Annotated in this window: 21 protein-coding genes; 18 read left to right on the top strand and 3 right to left on the bottom strand. The window is 54.6% G+C overall.

Going from position 1 to position 18,235, the window contains the following annotated elements; genetic code table 11:
• The first annotated feature begins 4 nt into the window (after positions 1-4).
• The 13 genes from Q0903_RS12785 to Q0903_RS12725 all read left to right on the top strand — a co-directional run bounded on the left by Q0903_RS12785 (position 5) and on the right by Q0903_RS12725 (position 13,711).
• Positions 5-346 carry a copper resistance CopC family protein gene (locus Q0903_RS12785; protein WP_299415888.1) on the top strand — a complete coding sequence of 114 codons (342 nt, stop codon included), beginning with the start codon at positions 5-7 and terminating at the stop codon, positions 344-346.
• A 2-nt stretch (positions 347-348) separates the two neighbouring features.
• Positions 349-1,197: a CopD family protein gene (locus tag Q0903_RS12780; RefSeq protein WP_299415885.1), complete on the top strand. Its 849-nt coding sequence runs from the start codon at positions 349-351 to the stop codon at positions 1,195-1,197.
• A gap of 7 nt (positions 1,198-1,204) precedes the next feature.
• The gene (locus tag Q0903_RS12775; protein ID WP_299415882.1) at positions 1,205-2,503 is read left to right on the top strand and encodes a multicopper oxidase family protein; all 1,299 of its coding nucleotides are present in this window, start codon (positions 1,205-1,207) and stop codon (positions 2,501-2,503) included.
• Positions 2,500-2,925 carry a c-type cytochrome gene (locus tag Q0903_RS12770; RefSeq protein ID WP_299415879.1) on the top strand — a complete coding sequence of 142 codons (426 nt, stop codon included), beginning with the start codon at positions 2,500-2,502 and terminating at the stop codon, positions 2,923-2,925. The genes Q0903_RS12775 and Q0903_RS12770 overlap by 4 nt, the downstream gene beginning before the upstream one ends.
• Before the next feature lie 89 nt (positions 2,926-3,014).
• Positions 3,015-5,522 (top strand): heavy metal translocating P-type ATPase, encoded by a 2,508-nt coding sequence (locus tag Q0903_RS12765; protein WP_299415877.1) that lies wholly within the window; start codon positions 3,015-3,017, stop codon positions 5,520-5,522.
• A gap of 10 nt (positions 5,523-5,532) precedes the next feature.
• Entirely contained in the window at positions 5,533-5,925 is a 393-nt protein-coding gene (cueR, locus tag Q0903_RS12760; protein WP_299415874.1) for a Cu(I)-responsive transcriptional regulator, read from the top strand.
• Between the two features lie 70 nt (positions 5,926-5,995).
• On the top strand, positions 5,996-6,472 hold the full coding sequence (locus Q0903_RS12755) for a DUF305 domain-containing protein (protein ID WP_299030603.1): 477 nt from the start codon (positions 5,996-5,998) through the stop codon (positions 6,470-6,472).
• 11 nt (positions 6,473-6,483) lie between these two features.
• On the top strand, positions 6,484-7,242 hold the full coding sequence (locus tag Q0903_RS12750) for a MauE/DoxX family redox-associated membrane protein (protein WP_299416086.1): 759 nt from the start codon (positions 6,484-6,486) through the stop codon (positions 7,240-7,242).
• 839 nt (positions 7,243-8,081) lie between these two features.
• Complete coding sequence (locus tag Q0903_RS12745) at positions 8,082-9,548, top strand: TolC family protein (RefSeq protein WP_299415871.1); 1,467 nt, start codon at positions 8,082-8,084, stop codon at positions 9,546-9,548.
• A 14-nt stretch (positions 9,549-9,562) separates the two neighbouring features.
• The gene (locus Q0903_RS12740; RefSeq protein ID WP_299030600.1) at positions 9,563-10,921 is read left to right on the top strand and encodes a copper oxidase; all 1,359 of its coding nucleotides are present in this window, start codon (positions 9,563-9,565) and stop codon (positions 10,919-10,921) included.
• 45 nt (positions 10,922-10,966) lie between these two features.
• Entirely contained in the window at positions 10,967-11,779 is an 813-nt protein-coding gene (locus Q0903_RS12735) for a copper-binding protein (protein WP_299415868.1), read from the top strand.
• Between the two features lie 106 nt (positions 11,780-11,885).
• Positions 11,886-12,413, top strand: coding sequence for a plastocyanin/azurin family copper-binding protein (locus Q0903_RS12730; RefSeq protein WP_299415865.1), 528 nt, complete (start codon positions 11,886-11,888; stop codon positions 12,411-12,413).
• Entirely contained in the window at positions 12,410-13,711 is a 1,302-nt protein-coding gene (locus tag Q0903_RS12725) for an ABC transporter ATP-binding protein (protein WP_299415863.1), read from the top strand. The genes Q0903_RS12730 and Q0903_RS12725 overlap by 4 nt, the downstream gene beginning before the upstream one ends.
• Positions 13,712-13,954: 243 nt before the next feature.
• On the opposite strand, the gene Q0903_RS12720 is transcribed toward Q0903_RS12725, so the two are convergent.
• The 3 genes from Q0903_RS12720 to Q0903_RS19775 form a co-directional block, all read right to left on the bottom strand.
• Positions 13,955-14,287: a hypothetical protein gene (locus Q0903_RS12720; protein ID WP_299415861.1), complete on the bottom strand. Its 333-nt coding sequence runs from the start codon at positions 14,285-14,287 to the stop codon at positions 13,955-13,957.
• Between the two features lie 385 nt (positions 14,288-14,672).
• Complete coding sequence (locus Q0903_RS12715; RefSeq protein ID WP_299415858.1) at positions 14,673-14,783, bottom strand: hypothetical protein; 111 nt, start codon at positions 14,781-14,783, stop codon at positions 14,673-14,675.
• Positions 14,767-14,991 (bottom strand): MerR family transcriptional regulator, encoded by a 225-nt coding sequence (locus Q0903_RS19775; protein ID WP_366141496.1) that lies wholly within the window; start codon positions 14,989-14,991, stop codon positions 14,767-14,769. Before Q0903_RS19775 ends, Q0903_RS12715 begins: the two co-directional genes overlap by 17 nt.
• A 73-nt stretch (positions 14,992-15,064) precedes the next feature.
• Between Q0903_RS19775 and Q0903_RS12710 the strand changes: the two genes are divergently transcribed.
• From Q0903_RS12710 to Q0903_RS12690, 5 genes are all read left to right on the top strand, one after another.
• The gene (locus tag Q0903_RS12710; RefSeq protein ID WP_299415856.1) at positions 15,065-15,520 is read left to right on the top strand and encodes an isoprenylcysteine carboxylmethyltransferase family protein; all 456 of its coding nucleotides are present in this window, start codon (positions 15,065-15,067) and stop codon (positions 15,518-15,520) included.
• A gap of 10 nt (positions 15,521-15,530) precedes the next feature.
• On the top strand, positions 15,531-16,214 hold the full coding sequence (locus Q0903_RS12705) for a cation transporter (protein WP_299415853.1): 684 nt from the start codon (positions 15,531-15,533) through the stop codon (positions 16,212-16,214).
• Positions 16,204-16,764 (top strand): PEMT/PEM2 methyltransferase family protein, encoded by a 561-nt coding sequence (locus Q0903_RS12700; protein WP_299415850.1) that lies wholly within the window; start codon positions 16,204-16,206, stop codon positions 16,762-16,764. The genes Q0903_RS12705 and Q0903_RS12700 overlap by 11 nt, the downstream gene beginning before the upstream one ends.
• A gap of 193 nt (positions 16,765-16,957) precedes the next feature.
• Complete coding sequence (locus tag Q0903_RS12695; RefSeq protein ID WP_299415848.1) at positions 16,958-17,524, top strand: DedA family protein; 567 nt, start codon at positions 16,958-16,960, stop codon at positions 17,522-17,524.
• A 133-nt stretch (positions 17,525-17,657) separates the two neighbouring features.
• Positions 17,658-18,152 carry a L,D-transpeptidase family protein gene (locus Q0903_RS12690; RefSeq protein WP_299415845.1) on the top strand — a complete coding sequence of 165 codons (495 nt, stop codon included), beginning with the start codon at positions 17,658-17,660 and terminating at the stop codon, positions 18,150-18,152.
• The last annotated feature ends 83 nt before the right edge of the window (positions 18,153-18,235 follow it).

The raw sequence follows: 18,235 nt of genomic DNA, 5'->3' as shown, positions 1-18,235 counted from the left end.
GAAAATGAAAAATATACTGCTTGCGGGCATAATATCCGCTTTCGCGACAGGCGCTTTGGCGCATTCGGCCATGGACGAGACTACACCGGCTCATGAGGCGGTTTTGACCGAAGCTCCTGCTGAAGTTGTCATGAACTTTTTGCACGATATCCGCTTAACGCGGGTGAGTATGACGCATGCGGATCACGCGTCTGTCGATCTTGACCTGAGCGCCTATAAGGGGATGGAGATTGATTTTACCGTGCCAATGCAACCCATGGGGAGCGGCGCCTATGTCATTGACTGGCGCGGATTGGGGGCTGACGGACATGCTATGACCGGCTCGTTTAGCTTTGTTGTAGAGTAAGTATGCTGGATATCTGGGGGCTTGCAGCGATCATTACCAAGATGGCACTATATCTGGGCGTCCTGACGGCGGTCGGCACGGTTATTGTTGCTTTGGTTTTCAAGACGGACCGCTACAAAGGGCCTGCAATTGCCTTTGGAGTGCTGGGGCTTGCCGCCGCTGTCTTGTCCTTTTCCCTTGGTGGAGCCAATCTGACCGGTGATGCGAGCGGGATGACCGATCCAGAGATGCTGGGACTTCTCTGGGTCACTTCGGTTGGCACGGCGCTTTTGTGCCGCGTATTGGGCCTTGGTCTTTTGATTGTCGGGCTGTTTATGGGCCGTAGGGGCCTTGTACTGTCAAGCGTTGGCGGGGTTATTGCGCTGTGGTCATTCCCGTTGATAAGCCATGTATCGACCCGAGATACGGCACTTCTTGATGGCGCACTGGTGCTGCATTTGGGGGCTGTCGCATTCTGGCTCGGAATACTCATTCCCCTTAAACGGCTCGCAGCTGTGCCCGCGCATTGGCCAAGGGCCGCAGATCTTGGACATCGCTTCGGTATTGTCGCACGGGGAGTAATTCCCGCTCTGATCGTTTTCGGCGTCTACCTCGGCTATATGCTTGTGGGCTCAGTTGCTGCGCTGCTGGGCACAGGATACGGGCAGGCGATGATCTTGAAGGTCCTGTTTGTTGTCGGATTGCTTGCTTTGGGGGCTGCAAACAAGCTGCGGTTTATTCCTGCGCTCAAAGCAGGCGATCCGCATGCCGCAGGGCATCTGTCGCGCTCAATTTCCATCGAATGGGGCGTTATCTTGACTGTGCTGGCTGTTACCGCGGTTCTGACATCCACACTCGCTTTGCCGACATGAGGTTTACATGAAGAGACGGACTTTTTTGACTTCGACCAGCGCGCTCGCATTTCTGCCACGCACTGTTTTTGCGGCGGGGGAGATGTTGCGGTTGAAAGCCGAAGCGGTTCTGCAGCAGGTCTTGCCCGAGGGCGAAGGGACGACGGCGATGCTGGGCTTCAATGGCGGGATGCCAGGGCCCGAGCTACGCCTGCGCCGTGGTATTCGGGCGGAGGTGGAGGTCGAGAATGCGCTTGAGGAGGGCACCGCCGTTCACTGGCATGGTATACGGCTGGAAAACGTGATGGATGGGGTGCCTGTCCTCACGCAGGAGCTGATCCAGCCGGGTGCGCGGATGACCTACAGCTTTGTGCCGCCGGATTCCGGCACATACTGGTATCACTCGCATTACATTTCGCATGAGCAGGTGGCACGCGGCATGATGGGACCGCTTATTATCGAGGATGATGTGCCGCCGGACGTGGATCATGACATTACTGTGCTTCTCGCGGATTGGAGGTTGCAGGAAGACGGTAGCCTCATTGACGAGTTTTCCGACATGCACAGTGTAGCCCATGGCGGTTATATGGGGAATTTTGCACGCGGGTTCTTATCCCAATCGCAGGTCAGCATCGGGGACCGCGTCCGCTTGCGGCTCATCAATGCGGCGACCAATCGGGTATTTCCATTGCAAATAAGCGGGGCTGTGGGGTCCATTGTGGCGCTCGACGGTATGGCGCTTCCTGCGCCGCGCGCTTTGACAGCTATAACACTGGCCCCTGCACAGCGCGCTGATCTAATCGTAGATGTGCAGGCGGATGTCGCCTTCGATATGCTGATGCGTGACGGCTCGTTCCGATTGGCCGACCTTGCTGCCGTGGGGGCGAATGCCGACAGACAACCAACCGCGATTGCGGCCCTTGCTGCGCCGGACTTGCCGGAACCGGACACGCCGACACAGCACTTGACCCTTACCATGATGGGCGGTGCCATGGGCGGGCGGCACGGGGGTGACAACATCTGGGCCTTCAACAACGTCTCCGATCTGCAACCGGAGCCTTTCGGCGCGTTTCAAAGGGGCGAGACGGTCCGGATCACGCTGGTCAACGATACCTCCTTTCCGCATGGCATTCATTTGCATGGCCACCACTTTTATGAGGTCGGTGCAGACGATGCCCTTGGGGATCTGCGCGACACCACGCTGGTGGAAGCGCGAGCCAGCCGTGATGTCATCTGTGTCTTTGACAATCCGGGCAAATGGTTGCTGCATTGCCATATGCTGAGCCACGCGGTGGGTGGCATGCGCACATGGGTTACGGTTGCATGAGAAAGCTGGCACTGGTCCTGATGGTTTGCGCAAGCGCTGCAAATGCTGATCACGAATTGGAGGGGCGCGACATCGCGGCAGGGGCCATGCTCTATGCCGCGAACTGCGCTGCTTGCCATGGGGTGAATTTGGAAGGCCAGCCGGATTGGCGCTCTGCCGGAGAGGACGGCGTCCTTCCAGCACCGCCGCATGATGCGTCTGGCCATACATGGCATCACGATAATGCAATGTTGTTCGAGTATACCAAGCAGGGCGGGCAAGCGGCTTTGGCCGCGATGGGTGTGACCGGATTCAACAGCGGCATGCCTGCCTTTGAGGGCATAATTTCGGATGACGAGATATGGGATATCCTCGCCTATATCCGCTCCACCTGGCCCGAGCGGGAGCGTGATGTTCAGGCCGGTCGAAACCCGCCGCATTAAACAGCACGAAGATTAAATCCACATCAGCCCTTGACCCTCCAGCTACTGGAAGCCCTATCTGTTATGTGAGACAGAATAGGAGCCTCACCATGAGCAGCGAAAATTCGACCACATTCCATGTCCGCGAGATGTCCTGCGCTTCTTGTGTAGGGCGGGTAGAAAAAGCGTTGCTGGCCGTAGCTGGGGTGCAGTCGGCATCGGTAAACCTTGCGGCAGAGACGGCGACAGTTGTGATGGCGGAAGGGTCCGATATGGAGCCTGTCGTCACTGCGCTCAAAGACGCGGGCTACCCTGCGGAGCTGCAAACATACAGGTTTTCAATCGAAAATATGTCTTGTGCGTCCTGTGTCGGGCGGGTTGAACGCGCCCTTGGCGCAGTGCCCGGTGTTGTGATGGCTTCTGTCAATCTGGCGCAGGAGCGCGCAACAGTTCAGGCACTTGGTGTCTCTGCTGCGCAGATTTCACAGGTGGCGAGCGCTGCCGGTTATCCGGCGCGGCTGATCACGGATGAGGGCGACACGGACGATACCCGCGACCGCAAGGCATCCGAGGCTGCACATCTCAAGACGATGACACTGCTGGCCGCAGCGTTGACCCTACCTGTGTTCGTCCTTGAGATGGGCAGTCACCTTATCCCTGCGCTGCACATGTGGATCATGGACACGATGGGCATGGGGCTCAACTGGGTGATCCAGTTTGTCCTGACGACCCTTGTTCTTGCGATCCCCGGGCGGCAGTTCTACCTCAAAGGGTTCCCCGCGCTGTTCAAAGGTGCGCCTGATATGAATTCCCTTGTAGCTCTTGGCACGTCTGCGGCATGGGGGTTTTCCACTGTCGCCTTGTTTGTGCCGATGCTTCTGCCAGAGGGCACACGCGCAGTTTACTTTGAGGCGGCGGCGGTCATTGTTACCCTTATTCTGCTGGGTCGGTTCCTTGAGGCCCGCGCCAAAGGGCGCACAGGGCAGGCGATTGCGCGGCTTGTCGGGCTCAAGGCCAAAACTGCCCATGTGGAGCGGAGCGGCGAGATTGTGGAGCTGTCTGTTGATGAAATCGTGGTTGGTGATCTGGTGCAGGTGCGACCGGGCGAGAAGATCGCCCTCGACGGGATCGTGTTGCGTGGCACGTCTTATGTCGATGAGAGCATGATCACCGGAGAGCCTGTGCCCGCCGAGAAATCCGAAGGCTCGGAGGTTGTCGGTGGCACCGTCAACGGCACTGGAGCGTTGACATTTCGCGCCACGAAAGTGGGCGGAGACACAACTTTGGCCCAGATCATCCGCATGGTAGAAGAGGCACAGGGCGCCAAGCTGCCCATTCAGGATCTGGTCAACCGGATCACGCTTTGGTTTGTGCCTGCGGTTATGTGCGTTGCGGCGCTGACTTTTGTCGCATGGCTGGTGCTGGGGCCGTCTCCCGCCCTCGGTCTTGCGGTGGTGGCAGCGGTGGCTGTCCTGATTATTGCTTGCCCCTGTGCGATGGGGCTGGCGACGCCCACGTCGATCATGGTGGGCACGGGTCGTGCTGCGGAGCTCGGCGTTTTGTTCCGGCGTGGCGATGCCTTGCAGTCGCTTGGCGATATCGAAACCGTTGCGTTTGATAAGACCGGCACACTGACACAGGGGCGTCCGGAATTGACCGATCTGCAGGTGATGGAGGGGTTCCAAGAGAGTGATGTGCTGAGGCTGGTGGCCTCGGTTGAGGGCACGTCCGAGCATCCTATCGCTGCTGCGATTGTGCGGCGTGCGGAACAGGAGGGGCTGGCCTTCGGCGTTGTCGACACGTTCCAGTCGTTGACCGGTTACGGTGTCAGCGCCGTAGTTGACGGACATGAAATCCTTGTCGGTGCAGACCGCCTTATGGTGCGCGAGGGTATCGCGCTGGATGCCGTGCAAGAACAGGGAACAGTGCTGGGGCAGGCGGGCAAGACCCCGCTCTATGCTGCAATTGACGGGCGTTTTGCCGCGATTATTGCAGTGTCAGACCCAATCAAACCCAGCACAGCGCAGGCAATCGAGGCACTGCACGCGCTGGGACTTAAGGTTGCGATGATCACGGGTGATAATCAGGCCACGGCGGAAGCAATTGCAGCACAGTTGGGCATTGATACGGTCGTTGCCGAGGTCCTGCCTGAGGGCAAAGTCGCAGCACTACAAAAGCTGCAAGCGGGCGGGCGCAAGTTGGCCTTTGTCGGGGACGGGATCAATGATGCACCTGCCTTGGCCCATGCGGATGTGGGGGTGGCCATCGGCACCGGCACCGATGTGGCGATCGAGGCGGCGGATGTGGTGCTGATGTCCGGTGACCTGAACGGGGTTGTGAACGCGCTGCATGTGAGCAAACGCACAATGCGCAACATCCGCCAGAATCTGTTCTGGGCTTTCGGCTATAATGCCTTGCTGATCCCGGTGGCGGCTGGGGTGTTCTATCCGCTCTCGGGCTTGATGCTCTCGCCCGCGCTGGCCGCGGGTGCGATGGCGCTGTCGAGTGTGTTTGTGCTGTCCAATGCGCTTCGGTTGCGGTGGATCGCTCCTGCTGCTGCGGAAGTGCAAACAACACGCACTGATACTGGCAAGCTTGTGCCCGCAGCAGCAGAATAGGAGAGCGATGATGAACATCGGCGAAGTTGCAAAGAAATCCGGCCTGCCTGCTAAAACTATACGGTATTATGAGGATATCGGCCTGATCACACCATTGCGTGACACAAATGGCTACCGTAGTTTCCGCGAAAGCGACATGCACAAGCTGGCGTTTCTGGGCCGCTCCCGGGCGCTGGGGTTCACCATCGAGGATTGCCGCAACCTACTGGCGCTTTGGGATGATCAGGATCGTGCAAGCGCCGATGTGCGTGCCATCGCAAAGGAGCATCTGGAGCAGATCGAGCGTAAGATCGCGGACCTGCAAGCGATACGCGATACGCTTTCCCATTTGGTGCAGACATGCGCCGGTGATGGCCGTCCAGACTGCCCGATCCTTGCGAAGCTGGAGAAGTTTCCGACATAATTGTGGAACCCTCCAGCGCTGGAAGTTTGTTTCTTTCCTGAACACGCAATTATTCAGAGGAGGAATTCCCATGTCTTACACACGTTTTTTCGCAATGATCATCACATCAACGATAGTGATGTTCGGCTTGATGTATCTCAACACCTACGCGCTGGATCATGTCTTTTTCAGCGAAACTCGCAGCTATATGGCTCTCTATATGGGCGCAGTGATGGCCGTGATCATGCTGGCATTTATGCTGGGCATGTATACCAACCGCGCTGCGAACATGGCGATATTTGCGGGCAGCGCACTGGTCTTTGGTATCGCGCTATTTGCGGTGCGCAGTCAGGCCACGGTCGATGACACATCCTGGATGCGCGCGATGATCCCACATCACTCCATCGCAATTCTCACCTCGGAGCGGGCAAACATCACAGACCCGCGTGTGCGCAAGCTGGCCGATGACATCATTGAGGCGCAGCGTTTGGAGATTTCCGAGATGAAAGCGCTGATCATCGATCTGGAAGGCGGCCCCGCCGCAACACCGGAAATGGACGGTAAATGAAGGAGATGGATATGCCCAAGGATCACGATACCCGAGCAGCCAAACTTTACCGCATGGTCACGCCCGACCACACATGTCCCTATGGTCTGAAATCCAAGGATCTTTTGGAGCGGCAAGGGTATGATGTCGAAGATCACCCGCTTGAGACCCGCGAGCAGACCGATGCGTTCATGGAGGAGCATCAGGTAGAGACAACGCCGCAGACTTTTATCGACGGGGAACGTATTGGCGGATACGATGACCTGCGCATTCACTTCGATCTGGATAAACCCAAGGAGGAGCAATCCGATACCTCTTATCAACCGGTCATTGCGATCTTCGCAGTGGCGGCTCTGATGGCGCTTGGGTTATCATGGTATAGTTTTGAAAACATCTTCACCCTGCGCGCGTTTGAATGGTTCATCTCGATCTCCATGTGCTTTCTGGCCGTTCAAAAGCTGCAAGATATCGAGAGTTTCTCGACGATGTTCCTCAACTATGATCTGCTGGCGCAGCGTTGGGTGCCTTATGGCAAGGTCTACCCCTTCGGTGAGGCGTTTGCCGGTATCGCCATGACAGCAGGCGCGCTGCTGTGGCTGGCAGCCCCTGTCGCAATTATCATCGGCGGTATTGGGGCGATTTCGGTCATCAAGGCAGTTTATATCGACAAACGCGAGCTGAAATGCGCCTGCGTGGGCGGCAGTAGCAATGTGCCGCTCGGCTTTATCTCGTTGACTGAAAATCTGATGATGCTTGGAATGGGTGGATGGATGTTGGCACGGATGCTTTGAGGTGTATCGGTCAAAGTGGCCGTGATCGGCGCATCTACGCTTGTATCACGAAAAATTTGCCAACCTTCCTGCGCTGGATGGATTGACAGAAGGAAGCGAGTTGCCCAAATGTGTGGGATGAGCATGCTTAATCCCATATATGCAATGATGAAAACGATGGCTTGCGCTGCGTTCGTCTTTGCTTTGGTGCTCCTTCCACCCTCCGCTGCCCATGCATCAGCATCCATGCATGGTGGCCAACATTCTGCTGTCGAGACTATGACAGTTGGTGCTGATCACCAAACCCATGACATGTCGCAGGTTGCTCAAGTGGCTGGGAAATGTGGGGCTGTGGACAGTGCCGACGGGGAAGACCACGCGGCGGGTAAATGCTGTAGCGGTATTTGCAGTTCTGTAGTCCTTAATGAGACGGCCCCAGTGTTTGTGGGGCATACCATTGCTGACCGTTATGCCCCCCTTCAAGCTCAGGCGCGCTCGACCGAGCCTTCAGGCTTGATGCGCCCTCCCCAATTTCTGATCTGATCATAGGCTCTTAACAGGGCCTTCGTTTCGCGTGATTTGCACGCGGTTCCGAAGTTCATCAGTCAGGCACGATCCATGAAAATTCAAATACTTTTGGGGGCCTCGGCCCTTGCTCTTGGCGCATGCGCGCAAGAACTCAAGCCTTTGCCTTATACGGCAACGCCATTGCCCGTCGTTGCGGCGCAACATGCAGCTACGAACACGGCCGTTGTGTCGCCTGTGAGGTATCAAGATCCCCTCGCCGGATACACATATCGCGGCCCGACCGGCCCTCGCGATTGGCGCACCGTCAACGAAGAACAGTCGGAGGGAAATTGATGCGTATTTCTAAATTACCGCTGATTGCAGGTTTCCCGCTGTTTTTGGGGGCGTGCGCTGTGGCAGTGCCTGGCGCCTATACCGAGCCCAAAGCAGGCTTTGCCAACGTTGCAAGCCAGGTGACACCTGCAATAGGCAAGCGAACTGTATTTGCCGAAACCCAGGCTGAAAACGAGGCTTTGAAAAAACAAGTCCATGCGATGGTGCATCGTAAGACAATCTCGGCTGATACGGCCGTTCAGGTGGCATTGCTCAACAACAAAGGGCTTCAGGCATCCTATGCAAACGTAGGATTGTCAGCTGCTGACGCATGGCAGCAATCAACGCCAGAGAACCCTGTGGTATCGATCGGCATATTGGGGATAGGTGCGCCTGAACTGGGTGCCTACCGCGCCATCGAAGGTTTGATACGCGCAAATATTCTGGATGCGACAACGCGCAAACAGCGCCGTGAGATTGCTGATGCCGGCTTTCGCCAAGCACAGCTGAGTGCCGTTAATGACACCCTCGCACTGGCAAATCAGACCCGTCAGGCATGGATTGCGTCCGTAGCTGCGTTTGAGGCGGTTGGATACCTCAAGCGGGCGAAAGTAACATCTGACGCCGGGTCGGAATTGGCGCGGAAGCTGGGTGAGACGGGTGCTCTGAACAAGGCAGGACAGGCCCGTGAGCAGGCGTTCAATGCCGAGTTGGCAGGACAGCTCGCAAAGGCACGTCTGAATGCAACCAAGTCGAAAGAGGAACTGACACGGTTAATGGGCCTCTGGGGAACCGAGGTTGACTACTATGTGCCCGATGCATTGCCTGCTTTGCCCAAGTCAGTCGGCAACATTGGAAACATCGAAGCGAAGGCATTACGAAATCGCGTTGACCTGCGTGTAGCAAAACTGGGTCTTGAAGCCCAAGCGGCAGCATTCGGTCTTACGGATCAAACCCGCATTGTCAGCGATCTTGAAATCGTCGGCGGCGCCGAATTTGAACGCGAGGCAGGCGAGGATGGGGATACCGAAAAGGTCCTGACACCTCAGGTGGAGCTGGAGTTCGCAATCCCGATTTACGACACGGGCAAGGCGCGGATGCGCAAGGCAGAGCTGTCGTATCTGCAGGCCGCAAATGTGCTTGCCGAAACGGCCGTGAATGTGCGCTCCGAGGCACGCGGTGCAGAGGCGTCTTATCATGCCTCGTATAAGATTGCGCGCCATTATCAGGACGTTTTGCTCCCTCTGCGCCAGACCGTCGAGGAGGAAGGTCTGCTGTCCTACAACGGCATGATCACAAACACATTCGAACTGCTGACAGATGTGCGCGAGAAGTTGAGCGCGTCTCTTGAGGCAGCAAATGCAAAGAGCGACTTCTACATGGCTCAGGCCGATCTGACAGCTGCCATTTATGGCGGTGGTGCAGGTGGCGGTGGTGCTGCTGGAGAAGGCGCAACAGTTGCCGCTGGTGGCGGCGCAGGACACTGAAAAGGAAATTTGAAATGTTGAACAGACGTCAATTACTCGGAGCAGGTGCTGCTGGTGCAACGCTTGTCTCTTCCCAAGCTTGGGGCAAGACCCTGAACATGGGCTTGCCGGAAGCAGCGCAAATGGACAGTGCCGCAACCGCGATCACGCCACGCCCGTCATCGGGTGTGGATTATAATCCTGTTGTCACGTTGAACGGCTGGACTTTGCCGCACCGGATGAACAATGGGGTCAAGGAATTCCACCTTGTCGCCGAGCCGGTGGAGCGCGAGCTGGCCGATGGTATGATCGCCCATCTCTGGGGATATAACGGCCAGTCGACCGGTCCCACGATCGAGGCTGTCGAAGGTGACCGCGTGCGGATATATGTCACCAACAAACTGCCTGAGAATACCTCCGTGCATTGGCACGGCCTGATCCTGCCCTCGGGTATGGACGGTGTTGTGGGTCTCAGCCATCCGGGGATTAAACCGGGCAAAACCTTTGTCTATGAGTTCGACCTGATCAAATCCGGCACTTTCATGTATCACCCGCACGCGGATGAGATGGTGCAGATGGCAATGGGAATGATGGGCATGTTTGTGGTCCACCCGAAGGATCCGACATTCATGCCAGTTGATCGCGATTTCCTGATCATGCTCAATGCTTTCGATATTGATCCGGGCACTTATGTCCCGCGCATCATGACGATGGCGGACTTCAACCTGTGGACATGGAACAGCCGGATTTTCCCTGACATCGACCCACTGGTGGTCAACCGCGGTGATAAGGTGCGCGTGCGTGTGGGGAACCTCACGATGACAAATCACCCGATCCACATGCACGGCTATGACTTCAAAGTAACCTGCACCGATGGTGGCTGGGTGCCAGAAAGCGCGCAGTGGCCCGAAGTCAGCATCGACATCCCTGTAGGCGCGATGAGGGCATATGAGTTCACCGCCGAGCACTTGGGCGATTGGGCCATCCACTGCCACAAATCGCACCATACGATGAATGCTATGGGTCACGACGTGCCGACATTTATCGGTGTCGATAAAAAACAGCTCACCCAGAAAATCCGGTCGTTCCAGCCCGAATATATGCCAATGGGCACAGCGGGCATGGGTGACATGGGCAAAATGACCATGGAGTTACCGGATAACACTATTCCGATGATGAACGGTTGGGGTCCCCACGGACCCATTGAGATGGGCGGTATGTTCTCGGTCGTAAAGGTCCGCGAGGGAATAGAAGCAGACGATTATGAGGACCCTGGCTGGTATGAAAACCCTCCCGGCGAGCAGGCGTATGAGTGGACCGGCGAGCTGCCGGAGTTCGCGTCCAACAACAGCCCCAAGACCATTCTGACACCGAAACCAACGCAAAAGGGCTGAACCGGCCCATCGTGTAATTAAAACTTCTAAAACACTGGAAAAATGATGAAAAACCTTCTTTTGACAACTGCGATTGCCCTCTCTTTTGGAGCACCTGCATTCGCAAGTGGCGAGCACGCTACAAAGCACTCCGAGGTAAAGGTTGAAGAGGCCGAAGGCCACGGCAACCATGGTGCGGGACACGGTGATGCCCACGCTGAAATGATGATGATCGGGATGCCAGGTGACGCCACAAAGGTGGACCGGACAATCAATGTGACCATGGTTGAAACGGACGATGGCAAGATGCTCCTTGAGGGTGACGAGATGACCTTCAAAACAGGTGAAACGATCCGTTTTGTCATAGAGAACAAGGGCGAACTGGAGCATGAGTTCGTATTGGACACGATGGAGCGCAACGCCGAGCACAAGATCGAAATGGCCAAGATGATGATGGAGCATGACGATCCAAACCGCATCAACCTTGATGCCGGTGCTTCGGGCGAAGTGATCTGGACCTTTGCAAATGATGGCGCGTTCGAGGCTGCGTGCCTCATTCCGGGTCACTACGAGTCCGGTATGTATCGCGCGGTTGCTGTTGGCGAACACGCAATGAAGGCAAGCATGACAATGGCGGCAGCAGATGTGCAGATTGCACAGGCTGAGGTGGAGTACACCAAAGGCAAAGTGACAAAGGTGGACGCAAAAGGTGGCAAGGTCACGATTGACCACGGTCCTCTGCTGAACCTCGATATGCCTGCTATGAAGATGGTGTTTCGCGCAGACGAGGCGATGATCTCCAAACTGTCCGAAGGGCAGGAGATCGAATTCATCGCCGAGCCGGTCAAAGGCAAGCTGACCGTTACACAACTTAAGTAATAGGGTCTGGAGGCGATGTGTTTCATCGCCTCCTTTCGATTGACCAAACGGATTCACGTTTGTGTCAACGTCCCCCAATAAAAACATTGGTTATATGGAGCATGAAATGAAGATTATCTTTACGGCTCTTCTCATCCTGAGCGGTATGAGTATTGCTGCGATGGGCGTAGAGGCAAGCACAGGCAAAGGAGATGAGCCTCACGCCCGCGCATACGACCACCCCGGACATGTTCCAATCGGCAAGCCGGCAATAGGGAAAGAGATCACCCGCATAATCGAGATCAATATTGAGGAAACGCAAAGTGGTTACATGCTTTTCGAACCTGACGCGATCCACATCAAAGAGGGATCGGTCGTTCGGTTTGTGATTAACAATTTAGGTCATCTGGACCATGAGTTTTTCCTGGGATCTTTTGAAGAGATTAAAAAGCATCAGCAATGGATGCTTGAGCACCCAGACATGAAGCATGAAGATCCAAACGCGGTATCGATCGCAAGCGGGTCAAGCAAAACGCTGGACTGGAATTTTTCGAGCAAAACCAACCTCGAGTTTGTCTGCTTGGTCCCGGGGCACCGTGAGGCGGGGATGTTTGGCGTCATTATGGTGCATGACCACCTCGCGCCAGAGCAATGAGCCATTCAGCAGTGATAGGATTCTGGGATAAATATTACCTCGTTGTTCACGATCTGGTGCTGTTCTTTGGCTACCCATACGACGATACAGTGCCGGATTGGATTCACCCGATCATCCATCTGATTTTCGTTCTTGCACCTGCACTGCTGTTGGCTGTCCTGCTTTCTTTCCTGATACGCAGGCTGATTGAATGGTCGCGGAAGCAACCGCTTGAAGAGCCACAAGCCTCCACTGTAGGCGGTCTTGATCCCAGCCTTTTCAAAACTGTTCTGAGATACTCTCGCAAGCAGCAAGCATTGATGATCATCCTGAGCCTTATCGCAATGCCGATCTTGTATGTCACGCTGGAGCTGCCGAAACAGATCGTAAACGGTGCATTGGAGGCAGACCGCTTCCCTATCACCTACTTGGGGTATGAATTTGAACAGGTGACCCTGTTGATGACGTTGTCGGGTCTTTACCTGCTGGCGATAAGTGCGAGCGGTCTGAACAAGTATGTTTTGAATGTCTTCAAAGGATATGTCGCTGAGCGGTTTTTGCGCAGGTTTCGGTTGCTGGTGTATCGGCAATGGCGCCGCGACCCGAATGCGGGAGACCAGAGCGAAATTGTCCCTATCCTCGCTCAAGAAGTCGAACCCATCGGCGGATTTGCGGCAGATGTGCTGACGTTACCGGTTCTTCAAGGTGGCACACTCGCCACGATATTATTGTTCATGTTTATGCAGGACCCCGTGCTGGGTGCTGCAGCGCTGACCGTTTTACCGATCCAATTGATCCTCCTCCCCAAGCTACAACGCCGTGTGAACGGATATTCTCGGACAAGGATCAAAGAGGTCCGGTATTTGGGCAGATACCTCAGCGATCAACTTCGAGATGTGGGTAGTTCGTCACGATTTGCGCCAACACTTACCAGCTTTCGAGAGCTGGAAGAGGTCCGGAGACGTATTTATATTTTGAAGTTCTTCATCAAGGCGCTGAACAATTTTTTGACCGCGCTCACGCCATTCCTGTTTTATTCGCTGGGTGGCTATTTCGTAATTGAGGGCCGCATTAGCCTCGGGGCGCTCGTTGCAGTGCTGGCAGCACACAAGGATTTCTCTGCGCCGTTGAAAGAGCTTTTCCGATACTATCAAACACTGGAAGATACGCGGATCAGATACCATGAGATCACGCGATTCTTCTCACTATCCGGCCGAGCAACAGAAGTGGGACCAATGGCTAATCCACTGCCACATAAGTCCAGAACATCATATTCAGAAGAGGTGTTTCACCTGGGGGGCGCGTCTCCTTCCGTCTGATGCTTCGCTGAGCAAGGCCGGTGTCGAAGCACTCAGTCTTCATCGCTATGATCGAGGCATCAACGGCAGCGTTACTCACGATCTTTACCTCCGGTGCCACCATCTCAAAATTGATCGCACCACTTGGTTTTATATGGACTACCAACGCCGTCTCCTTCCCAAATCTACACTGGGAAACGGACCCGCAGATCAGGATGCGCAATATCGATGGCCGAGCGCTGACAGACAGCAGCCGTTTTCAGGTCAGCCCAGATATTTGTCAGCGCCGCCGACACCAAGCGTATCAATTTGCTCAAAATCGCTGGGCCCTTCGTTCTGGTTTGTGAGGAAGTTCTGAATGTATGGACCACTGTACCGAACGTACGGGCTTCCTTCTACTTCAACTTTAAAACCTTTGTATTCACGAACGAGCAACAGGTAATCGGCCAAATATTGCACAGCATCAAAGAGGTTATTTACCTCGATTTCTGAGAGGTCTTTGATTTGATCGAGATCCACCGATTTCTTGAGATGATCAATGAAATCCGCTTCTTCGAAATCAGCTGGGAGGGTTTTGGCGAAATCGATCAAGTTCATGTTCTACCTATCTATTTTTCAGAATTGCATTGTTTTCATGTGAGCCGGGCGGAATATCGTTGCGTTCATTTCATTTGAAGTATGTCTTTACGAGCCGTCACTTTCCTTGAAAAAAATTTTCGCAGACGCGCATCTACAATCGAATTGTGCCGTGTGTCCATACCCTACGGTCCATATTCAAAAGAGATTTCTATCATTAAAACAGTATGATATTCGTATTATGAGCATACATAGATTACCAAACATCCGTATTTTCTGCTGGTCTTTAAGGGCCGCACGTTTGGACTGAAGGCTTGTTTATGTGATCTCTCGAGGCCATGGTCGGCAAGTGTCTCAATCACTGCACAGGCGGCCACATTCCCGGCGTCGCATTTTGTATTGCGTTTCAGCTCACGGTCCAGGCGTCGCAGTTTTGCGATCCTGCTCGAACATATTGGAGGTGTTGAGCCGCAGTGCTGTGCGCATCCAGGCATGGTTTTTCAGGATGCTGGCTCAACTTTAAAAGCCCTTTGATATCCTCGACCGAAAACCCCAGATCGCGGGAATGAACGATAAAGGGACAAGCGGCTCAGACCTTCTTTTGTGTATCGGCGCTGGTTAACTTCTGAAGGTTCAGGCGCATCAATCAAACCCATTTGTTCATAGTCTCGGATCGGCGGAGTTTTGACGCGCGTGCGCTTGGGAAGTTGGCCGATTAATAACATCGAATTTTCCTCTTGAACCTCTAGTCACTGAAGCAATTATAGTTGTAAAGAATCAGATATTGGAAACTTGTTTATGAACATACCTCCACTTGCGCAATTGGCTCTTTGCATGGTGACTGCAGGGTTGCTTGCAGCTTTCGTCCCGTTGGCACTATTCGAAGCACCTGCGTGGCTGATTGCCGCTACTGCATTGGCGGGGGTGCTCTTTCTGCTTCCCGCCGTCCTGAGCTTTATCCGCCACAAGACAACCGTAAACCCTCAGTCGCCCGACATGGCAACAACACTGGTGACCAGCGGCGTCTTCAGCATAACGCGCAACCCGATGTATGTTGGAATGTTGATCGTTTTGATGGCCTTTGTCCTGTGGCTTGGCGCGGTCAGTACAGTCTTGGTCGTGGTCGCATTCTTCCTGATGATTGACCGGGTCCAGATCAGGGGTGAGGAAGCGGCCCTTATCCAGACATTCGGAAACCCCTTTCAAGACTATGCCGCGCGTGTCCCACGCTGGCTTTTTATGTCCACACCATGAGGAACAACAAATGACTGAAACATTCAGTAAAACGGAAGCGGCATGCGGATGCTCTGGCAACCCAAGGTTTGATGGCGTTGATCCTGCCTACAAGCGGGTTCTGTGGATCGTTATTTTCATCAATGCCGCCATGTTCTTCGTGGAAATGTCGGCAGGTAAGCTTGCGGGCTCGCAAGCCCTTCAGGCGGATGCTCTCGACTTTCTCGGGGATGCCTTAACCTATGGCCTCAGCCTTGCGGTCATCGGCATGAGCCTCAAGGTCCGCTCAACCGCTGCGCTGATCAAAGGGGTCAGCCTTCTGTTGATGGGCCTCTGGGTCTTCGGCTCCACGGTGTATCAGATCTTCATTTTGGGTGTTCCCAGCGCGCAGATCATGGGATTGATCGGACTACTCGCGCTCGCCGCAAACTTGGCAAGTGTCATGCTTTTGATGCGCTACAAGGACGGCGATGCAAACGTGCGCTCGGTCTGGCTGTGTTCGCGCAATGATGCCATTGGCAACGTAGCGGTTATGATTGCAAGCGTCGCTGTGCTTTTGACGGCCTCAGCCTGGCCCGACCTCATCGTCGCAATTATCATGGCTGGCCTGTTTCTGAGGTCGGCTCAGCTCATTCTGGTTCAAGCATGGCAGGAACTCCGTTCAGGCGAAGACACGGGGGCGCTGGATAACCATGGACATGACCATGCTCAGTAACATCGAAGTCCTTGCCATATCGGTCGGCGGGATCGCCGGTTGCTATCTTCTTGTCGCATTCGGGTGGTCGATCGCATTCCCCGAGCGTCGTATCTGGCCCCCAAAGGAGGCCACGACAGGGATAAAGCTTCGGGTCTGGCTTGCCACAATCTTGATATTTATCGCAACATTCGTGCTGGGCATAGCGGACTGGAACAGCTTTGGCTGGCCAGCACCTCTGCGGTGGGGCATCGGTCTTATGCTGATTATCATCGGGAATGTTGTTGTCTCGATTGGCGTCCGTAAAATCGGATTCGGAGCGACCAGCGGCGAGGTCGCCGAGTTGAAGACAGACGGTCTCTATCGCTATTCTCGCAACCCGCAATACGCGGCGGATATGGTTATTCTCGTGGGGTGGGCAGTGTTGTCTGCATCTGGATGGGCGGCATGTGTAGCAGCGTTCGGCATCATTGTCCTTGCCGCCGCGCCATTTGCCGAAGAGCCGTGGTTGGAAGACATCTATGGAGCAGACTATAGGACATACAAAACCAAGGTGCGGCGATACTTATAACGGCGGTGCTCATGTTAAGCTTTGCATTTCCTGATAAGCCAAACGAGCCTTGTCCGTAATGCAGACTTTATTGGTATCAGCTCTGGCGACATCACGGTAATCTCTGCTACTCAAAGCACTCGGATAATTACCGGTTTCTGGATGTTCTACACTCGGATGCATCAAAGATCCTCGCCCCACAGGAGCAATCTACTTGGAAGCCTTCCTCACTCTTATCTCACAATATGGCACATTGGTTTATCTGCTGTTGTTTGCCTATTGCGCCCTAAAGAGTGGCTCTCTGCCCCTGTTTGGCGGCTACGCTGCGCACACGGGGGCTTTGGAAGTTTCACTGGTCGCTTTGGCAACCTTTGCAGGCGGACACCTGGGAGATGAATTGCGTTTTGCGGTAGCGCGCAAGTATGGCACTGGCTTTTTGTCGACACGTCCGCGGTTGTCGGCGTTGATGCTCAAAGCCGAAGCAATGTTGGATGTGTATGGGCCAGCCTATATCTTCATATACCGCTATCCCAAGGGGATGCGGACGATCGGAGCATTGCCGGTAGGCCTCACGCAAATGAAGTGGCCCATGTTCACGGTATTGAATGCATCCTCTGCGCTGCTGTGGATGTCGCTTTTGGTGGGCATTGGATACTACTTTGGTGCTGCGATAGAGCGTGCAGTGGTTGATGGATGGGGCACAGTGAGCATCCTTTTGCTTTTCGTCTTTGTCGGCCTTACCGTGTTCGGATGGTGGCGTTTGCAGCGATCAGTTCCGTGATCCAGTTGAAGCTATCCGCGAGACGGTTTCGAGGCTGTAGATCACGCGATGAGCAGACAAATTGTTGATTTGAAACTCGCTTATGAATAAAAATAAACAACCACAAACGTGACTGAGGGATATGATGACAGGAATGACACGCCGCTTTGCACTATTTGGTGGGCTGGCTCTTACTTTGGCGGGATGTGCGACAAAATTCCGAACCTATAATGGTCCAGAAGTTACGCGCTTGCAGTTGTTCAAAGCTGACCGGACCCTGTTTTTGTTCAACGATTCAAAGGTTCTGAAGACCTATAAATTTGACCTCGGATTTGCTCCCGTTGGGCATAAGCAGTTTGAAGGGGATGGGAAAACACCCGAGGGAAGCTACACGGTCGACAAGCGTAATCCAGATACTAAGTTCCACCTGTCGGTCGGGATATCTTATCCGAACGAAGCCGACATTGCCTACGCAGCCTCACAAGGCCGCAGTCCCGGTGGCGAAATCTTCATACATGGCGGTCCACGCCCGGGTATTGATCCAATCAAACCCGACTGGACAGCTGGGTGTATTGCAGTAACTGATAGCGAAATCGAGCATATCTATGCGATGCTTCGAGACGGTACACCAATTGATATTTTCGCTTAGATTGCGGATGAACTGATGGCTGAGCACACGATTTTTGCGGGCTGAGACAAGACAGTCTGGTGCTTAACTACCCAAAAAGCAGT

Source organism: uncultured Sulfitobacter sp. (assembly GCF_947502895.1).
Classification (GTDB): Bacteria; Pseudomonadota; Alphaproteobacteria; order Rhodobacterales; family Rhodobacteraceae; genus Sulfitobacter.
This window is presented reverse-complemented; position numbering and strand designations above follow the sequence as displayed.

Bases quoted from the DNA above. Each gene is read 5' to 3' on its own strand.
- Q0903_RS12730 (WP_299415865.1), top strand. From the start codon at position 11,886: ATGAAGATTATCTTTACGGCTCTTCTCATCCTGAGCGGTATGAGTATT.
- Q0903_RS12755 (WP_299030603.1), top strand. From the start codon at position 5,996: ATGTCTTACACACGTTTTTTCGCAATGATCATCACATCAACGATAGTG.
- Q0903_RS12765 (WP_299415877.1), top strand. From the start codon at position 3,015: ATGAGCAGCGAAAATTCGACCACATTCCATGTCCGCGAGATGTCCTGC.
- Q0903_RS12700 (WP_299415850.1), top strand. From the start codon at position 16,204: ATGCTCAGTAACATCGAAGTCCTTGCCATATCGGTCGGCGGGATCGCC.
- Q0903_RS12750 (WP_299416086.1), top strand. From the start codon at position 6,484: ATGCCCAAGGATCACGATACCCGAGCAGCCAAACTTTACCGCATGGTC.
- Q0903_RS19775 (WP_366141496.1), bottom strand. From the start codon at position 14,991: ATGTTATTAATCGGCCAACTTCCCAAGCGCACGCGCGTCAAAACTCCG.
- Q0903_RS12705 (WP_299415853.1), top strand. From the start codon at position 15,531: ATGACTGAAACATTCAGTAAAACGGAAGCGGCATGCGGATGCTCTGGC.
- Q0903_RS12735 (WP_299415868.1), top strand. From the start codon at position 10,967: ATGAAAAACCTTCTTTTGACAACTGCGATTGCCCTCTCTTTTGGAGCA.
- Q0903_RS12785 (WP_299415888.1), top strand. From the start codon at position 5: ATGAAAAATATACTGCTTGCGGGCATAATATCCGCTTTCGCGACAGGC.
- Q0903_RS12775 (WP_299415882.1), top strand. From the start codon at position 1,205: ATGAAGAGACGGACTTTTTTGACTTCGACCAGCGCGCTCGCATTTCTG.
- cueR (WP_299415874.1), top strand. From the start codon at position 5,533: ATGAACATCGGCGAAGTTGCAAAGAAATCCGGCCTGCCTGCTAAAACT.
- Q0903_RS12780 (WP_299415885.1), top strand. From the start codon at position 349: ATGCTGGATATCTGGGGGCTTGCAGCGATCATTACCAAGATGGCACTA.
- Q0903_RS12690 (WP_299415845.1), top strand. From the start codon at position 17,658: ATGACACGCCGCTTTGCACTATTTGGTGGGCTGGCTCTTACTTTGGCG.
- Q0903_RS12725 (WP_299415863.1), top strand. From the start codon at position 12,410: ATGAGCCATTCAGCAGTGATAGGATTCTGGGATAAATATTACCTCGTT.
- Q0903_RS12745 (WP_299415871.1), top strand. From the start codon at position 8,082: ATGCGTATTTCTAAATTACCGCTGATTGCAGGTTTCCCGCTGTTTTTG.
- Q0903_RS12740 (WP_299030600.1), top strand. From the start codon at position 9,563: ATGTTGAACAGACGTCAATTACTCGGAGCAGGTGCTGCTGGTGCAACG.
- Q0903_RS12770 (WP_299415879.1), top strand. From the start codon at position 2,500: ATGAGAAAGCTGGCACTGGTCCTGATGGTTTGCGCAAGCGCTGCAAAT.
- Q0903_RS12720 (WP_299415861.1), bottom strand. From the start codon at position 14,287: ATGAACTTGATCGATTTCGCCAAAACCCTCCCAGCTGATTTCGAAGAA.
- Q0903_RS12710 (WP_299415856.1), top strand. From the start codon at position 15,065: ATGAACATACCTCCACTTGCGCAATTGGCTCTTTGCATGGTGACTGCA.